This is a genomic window from Acinetobacter rongchengensis, from assembly GCF_003611475.1.
GTDB lineage: Bacteria > Pseudomonadota > Gammaproteobacteria > Pseudomonadales > Moraxellaceae > Acinetobacter > Acinetobacter rongchengensis.
The window spans coordinates 1-5,571 of record NZ_RAXT01000097.1; the positions used below are offsets into that span (position 1 = coordinate 1).

The following is a 5,571-nucleotide window of genomic DNA, read 5'->3' on the forward strand; positions in this document are numbered from 1 at the left end:
AAAAAAACACCCCCAACTATTCAGTTGAGGGTGTTTTGTATTTAAAAGCTGGCGATGACTTACTCTCACATGGGTAACCCCACACTACCATCAGCGCTAAGAGGTTTCACTTCTGAGTTCGGGAAGGGATCAGGTGGTTCACTCTTGCTATTGTCGCCAGCAAACTGTTATGGACTGGTTCGGGTCTTATTTAAATGCCTTACTGGGTACCAAATCTTGCATTCGTTCAAAGCAGTGCTTTGAACATCATTCATAACAGAACATTTGAGTTGGGTATTGTAACTAGCTTTACAACTAAATCAAGTATGTTTGATCTTTTATGAATCAAATGATGCTTTACATACAACTGTTTGGGTGTTGTATAGTCAAGCCTCACGAGCAATTAGTATTGGTCAGCTTCATACGTCACCGTACTTCCACATCCAACCTATCAACGTCGTAGTCTTCAACGGCTCTTTAGGAGGCATAAAGCCTCGGGGAAATCTTATCTTGAGGTAGGCTTCCCGCTTAGATGCTTTCAGCGGTTATCCCTTCCGAACATAGCTACCCGGCGATGCGACTGGCGTCACAACCGGTACACCAGAGGTTCGTCCACTCTGGTCCTCTCGTACTAGGAGCAGATCCTCTCAAATTTCCAACGCCCACGGTAGATAGGGACCGAACTGTCTCACGACGTTCTAAACCCAGCTCGCGTACCTCTTTAAATGGCGAACAGCCATACCCTTGGGACCTGCTTCAGCCCCAGGATGAGATGAGCCGACATCGAGGTGCCAAACACCGCCGTCGATATGAACTCTTGGGCGGTATCAGCCTGTTATCCCCAGAGTACCTTTTATCCGTTGAGCGATGGCCCTTCCATACAGAACCACCGGATCACTAAGACCTACTTTCGTACCTGCTCGACTTGTGGGTCTCGCAGTTAAGCGCGCTTTTGCCTTTATACTCTACGCGTGATTTCCGACCACGCTGAGCGCACCTTCGTACTCCTCCGTTACTCTTTAGGAGGAGACCGCCCCAGTCAAACTACCCACCAGACATGGTCCTCGTCCCGGATAACGGGACAGAGTTAGAACCTCAATATTACCAGGGTGGTATTTCAAGGATGGCTCCATTGGAACTGGCGTCCCAATTTCATAGCCTCCCACCTATCCTACACAAGTAAGATCAAAGTTCAATGTCAAGCTGCAGTAAAGGTTCACGGGGTCTTTCCGTCTAGCCGCGGGTACACCGCATCTTCACGGCGATTTCGATTTCACTGAGCCTCTGCTGGAGACAGCGCCCCCATCATTATGCCATTCGTGCAGGTCGGAACTTACCCGACAAGGAATTTCGCTACCTTAGGACCGTTATAGTTACGGCCGCCGTTTACTGGGGCTTCGATCAAGAGCTTCGCTTACGCTAACCCCATCAATTAACCTTCCAGCACCGGGCAGGCATCACACCCTATACGTCCACTTTCGTGTTTGCAGAGTGCTATGTTTTTAATAAACAGTTGCAGGGGCCTGGTTTCTGTGGCTGCCAATAGCTCAAGGAGCAAGTCCTATCACCGTCAGCAGCGTACCTTCTCCCGAAGTTACGGTACCATTTTGCCTAGTTCCTTCAGCAGAGTTCTCTCAAGCGCTTTGGTCTACTCGACCTGACCACCTGTGTCGGTTTCGGGTACGATTCCTGTGTAACTGAAGCTTAGAGACTTTTCCTGGAAGCATAGTATCAGCCACTTCACCAGTAAACTGGCTTGCTATCAGTTCTCAGCATAGAGCACCCCGGATTTGCCTAAGATGCATGCCTACAACCTTCCACCTGGACAACCAACGCCAGGCTGACTTAACTTTCTCCGTCCTCTCATCGCATTACACAGAAGTATTGGAATATTAACCAATTTCCCATCGACTACGCCTCTCGGCCTCGCCTTAGGGGTCGACTCACCCAGCCCCGATTAACGTTGGACTGGAACCCTTGGTCTTTCAGCGAACGGGTTTTTCACCCGTTTTGTCGTTACTCACGTCAGCATTCGCACTTCTGATACCTCCAGCATGCTTCTCAACACACCTTCATCGGCTTACAGAACGCTCCCCTACCACGTATACTTACGTATACATCCGCAGCTTCGGCATATAGTTTTAGCCCCGTTACATCTTCCGCGCAGGCCGACTCGACTAGTGAGCTATTACGCTTTCTTTAAAGGGTGGCTGCTTCTAAGCCAACCTCCTAGCTGTCTATGCCTTCCCACATCGTTTCCCACTTAACTATAATTTTGGGGCCTTAGCTGGCGGTCTGGATTGTTTTCCTCTTGACTACGGACGTTAGCACCCGCAGTCTGTCTCCCGGATAGTACTCATAGGTATTCGGAGTTTGCATCGGTTTGGTAAGTCGGGATGACCCCCTAGCCGAAACAGTGCTCTACCCCCTATGGTATTCGTCCGAGGCGCTACCTAAATAGCTTTCGGGGAGAACCAGCTATCACCGAGTTTGATTAGCCTTTCACCCCTATCCACAAGTCATCCCCTGGCTTTTCAACGACAGTGGGTTCGGTCCTCCAGTTAGTGTTACCCAACCTTCAACCTGCTCATGGATAGATCACCCGGTTTCGGGTCTATACCCAGCAACTAGACGCCCTATTAAGACTCGATTTCTCTACGGCTCCCCTATGCGGTTAACCTTGCTACTGAATATAAGTCGCTGACCCATTATACAAAAGGTACGCAGTCACCGAACTAGTCGGCTCCCACTGCTTGTATGCATGCGGTTTCAGGATCTATTTCACTCCCCTCACAGGGGTTCTTTTCGCCTTTCCCTCACGGTACTGGTTCACTATCGGTCAGTCAGGAGTATTTAGCCTTGGAGGATGGTCCCCCCATATTCAGACAAGGTTTCACGTGCCTCGCCCTACTCGTCATCATTATATGTGCACTTTCGTGTACGGGACTATCACCCTCTACGGTCGCACTTCCCAGAGCGTTCCGCTAATACACATATAACTTAATGGGCTGATCCCCGTTCGCTCGCCGCTACTGAGGGAATCTCAATTGATTTCTTTTCCTAAGGGTACTGAGATGTTTCACTTCCCCTCGTTCGCCTCGCATGACTATGTATTCATCATGCGATACCTACCTTATGGTAAGTGGGTTTCCCCATTCAGAAATCTCCGGATCACAGGATATTTGCCGCCTCCCCGAAGCTTATCGCAGGCTATTACGTCTTTCTTCGCCTCTGACTGCCAAGGCATCCACCACATGCACTTAATTACTTGACTATACAACCCCAAACAGTCGCAACACCTACAAGTCAGTGCTTTGACAAGAGCAGCTAGTAAACCAGCTGTTCTCACAGTTAGAGTTTTGTGATTTTAATCACTGTACAGCTTCTATTTCATTCATATACCAAAACGCTTGATTCAGTTTTATCGCTAGTACTCATTTCATTCAGTTTTAACAATCGCTTGTTAATTTGTTTGAAACGAGTTAAACAATTATTTCAACTCAAATTTATTCTGTTAATGATTAACTACCATCTCGTCGATGCGTAGTAAACTGTGATAAATCACAGAAGTTAATAAACCTTCTTCAATCTTAGGATTGACTGTTTATTAATTTCTAGGATTTTCTTGCTATGTAGTGGTGGAGACTAGGAGAGTCGAACTCCTGACCTCCTGCGTGCAAAGCAGGCGCTCTACCAACTAAGCTAAGTCCCCAGCTTAAGATCTCGATGTATTCTGTGCGTACTGTATGTTGTCAGTAGTGGTGGGTCTGACAAGACTTGAACTTGTGACCCCACGCTTATCAAGCGTGTGCTCTAACCAACTGAGCTACAGACCCTCAGATACATCAATGAAGAACAACTTGTTGTGAATTCTTACCAATCACCAATCTTTCGTTAAGGAGGTGATCCAGCCGCAGGTTCCCCTACGGCTACCTTGTTACGACTTCACCCCAGTCGTCGGCCACACCGTGGTAAGCGTCCTCCCTAAGGTTAGACTACCTACTTCTGGTGCAACAAACTCCCATGGTGTGACGGGCGGTGTGTACAAGGCCCGGGAACGTATTCACCGCGGCATTCTGATCCGCGATTACTAGCGATTCCGACTTCATGGAGTCGAGTTGCAGACTCCAATCCGGACTACGATCGGCTTTTTGAGATTAGCATCCTATCGCTAGGTAGCAACCCTTTGTACCGACCATTGTAGCACGTGTGTAGCCCTGGTCGTAAGGGCCATGATGACTTGACGTCGTCCCCGCCTTCCTCCAGTTTGTCACTGGCAGTATCCTTAAAGTTCCCATCCGAAATGCTGGCAAGTAAGGAAAAGGGTTGCGCTCGTTGCGGGACTTAACCCAACATCTCACGACACGAGCTGACGACAGCCATGCAGCACCTGTATGTAAGTTCCCGAAGGCACCAATCCATCTCTGGAAAGTTCTTACTATGTCAAGACCAGGTAAGGTTCTTCGCGTTGCATCGAATTAAACCACATGCTCCACCGCTTGTGCGGGCCCCCGTCAATTCATTTGAGTTTTAGTCTTGCGACCGTACTCCCCAGGCGGTCTACTTATCGCGTTAGCTGCGCCACTAAAGCCTCAAAGGCCCCAACGGCTAGTAGACATCGTTTACGGCATGGACTACCAGGGTATCTAATCCTGTTTGCTCCCCATGCTTTCGTACCTCAGCGTCAGTATTAGGCCAGATGGCTGCCTTCGCCATCGGTATTCCTCCAGATCTCTACGCATTTCACCGCTACACCTGGAATTCTACCATCCTCTCCCATACTCTAGCTTCCCAGTATCGAATGCAATTCCTAAGTTAAGCTCAGGGATTTCACATCCGACTTAAAAAGCCGCCTACGTACGCTTTACGCCCAGTAAATCCGATTAACGCTCGCACCCTCTGTATTACCGCGGCTGCTGGCACAGAGTTAGCCGGTGCTTATTCTGCGAGTAACGTCCACTCTCTATAGGTATTAACTACAGGAGCCTCCTCCTCGCTTAAAGTGCTTTACAACCATAAGGCCTTCTTCACACACGCGGCATGGCTGGATCAGGGTTCCCCCCATTGTCCAATATTCCCCACTGCTGCCTCCCGTAGGAGTCTGGGCCGTGTCTCAGTCCCAGTGTGGCGGATCATCCTCTCAGACCCGCTACAGATCGTCGCCTTGGTAGGCCTTTACCCCACCAACTAGCTAATCCGACTTAGGCTCATCATTTAGCGCAAGGTCCGAAGATCCCCTGCTTTCTCCCGTAGGACGTATGCGGTATTAGCATTCCTTTCGGAATGTTGTCCCCCACTAAATGGCAGATTCCTAAGCATTACTCACCCGTCCGCCGCTAGGTCAGTTACCGAAGCAACCTCCCCCGCTCGACTTGCATGTGTTAAGCCTGCCGCCAGCGTTCAATCTGAGCCATGATCAAACTCTTCAGTTAAAATCATTAGTGACTTAAGGTCACAATTCTGGCTCATCAATTTTCTGACAAATTCTCTCAAATAAACTTCGAGTAATTTAAACCTTTCAATCAATGATAATATTTCGATCGATTAATCAGTAAAAATCCACACAAGTTGTTCTTCATATTCTCTTAATGA

2 tRNA genes and 3 rRNA genes are annotated in these 5,571 nt (G+C 48.6%); all 5 read right to left on the reverse strand.

What is annotated here, in order from left to right:
• Positions 1-46: 46 nt before the first annotated feature.
• The 5 genes from rrf to D7V20_RS18380 all read right to left on the reverse strand — a co-directional run bounded on the left by rrf (position 47) and on the right by D7V20_RS18380 (position 5,411).
• A 5S ribosomal RNA gene (gene rrf, locus D7V20_RS18360) occupies positions 47-161 on the reverse strand.
• Between the two features lie 200 nt (positions 162-361).
• Positions 362-3,253 (reverse strand): 23S ribosomal RNA (locus D7V20_RS18365).
• A 362-nt stretch (positions 3,254-3,615) separates the two neighbouring features.
• Positions 3,616-3,691, reverse strand: a tRNA-Ala gene (locus tag D7V20_RS18370).
• Between the two features lie 47 nt (positions 3,692-3,738).
• Positions 3,739-3,815: transfer RNA gene (locus D7V20_RS18375), tRNA-Ile, on the reverse strand.
• 59 nt (positions 3,816-3,874) lie between these two features.
• Positions 3,875-5,411: ribosomal RNA gene (locus tag D7V20_RS18380) — 16S ribosomal RNA — on the reverse strand.
• Together the 16S, 23S and 5S rRNA genes with 2 tRNA genes alongside form the textbook arrangement of a ribosomal RNA operon.
• Between the last annotated feature and the right edge of the window lie 160 nt (positions 5,412-5,571).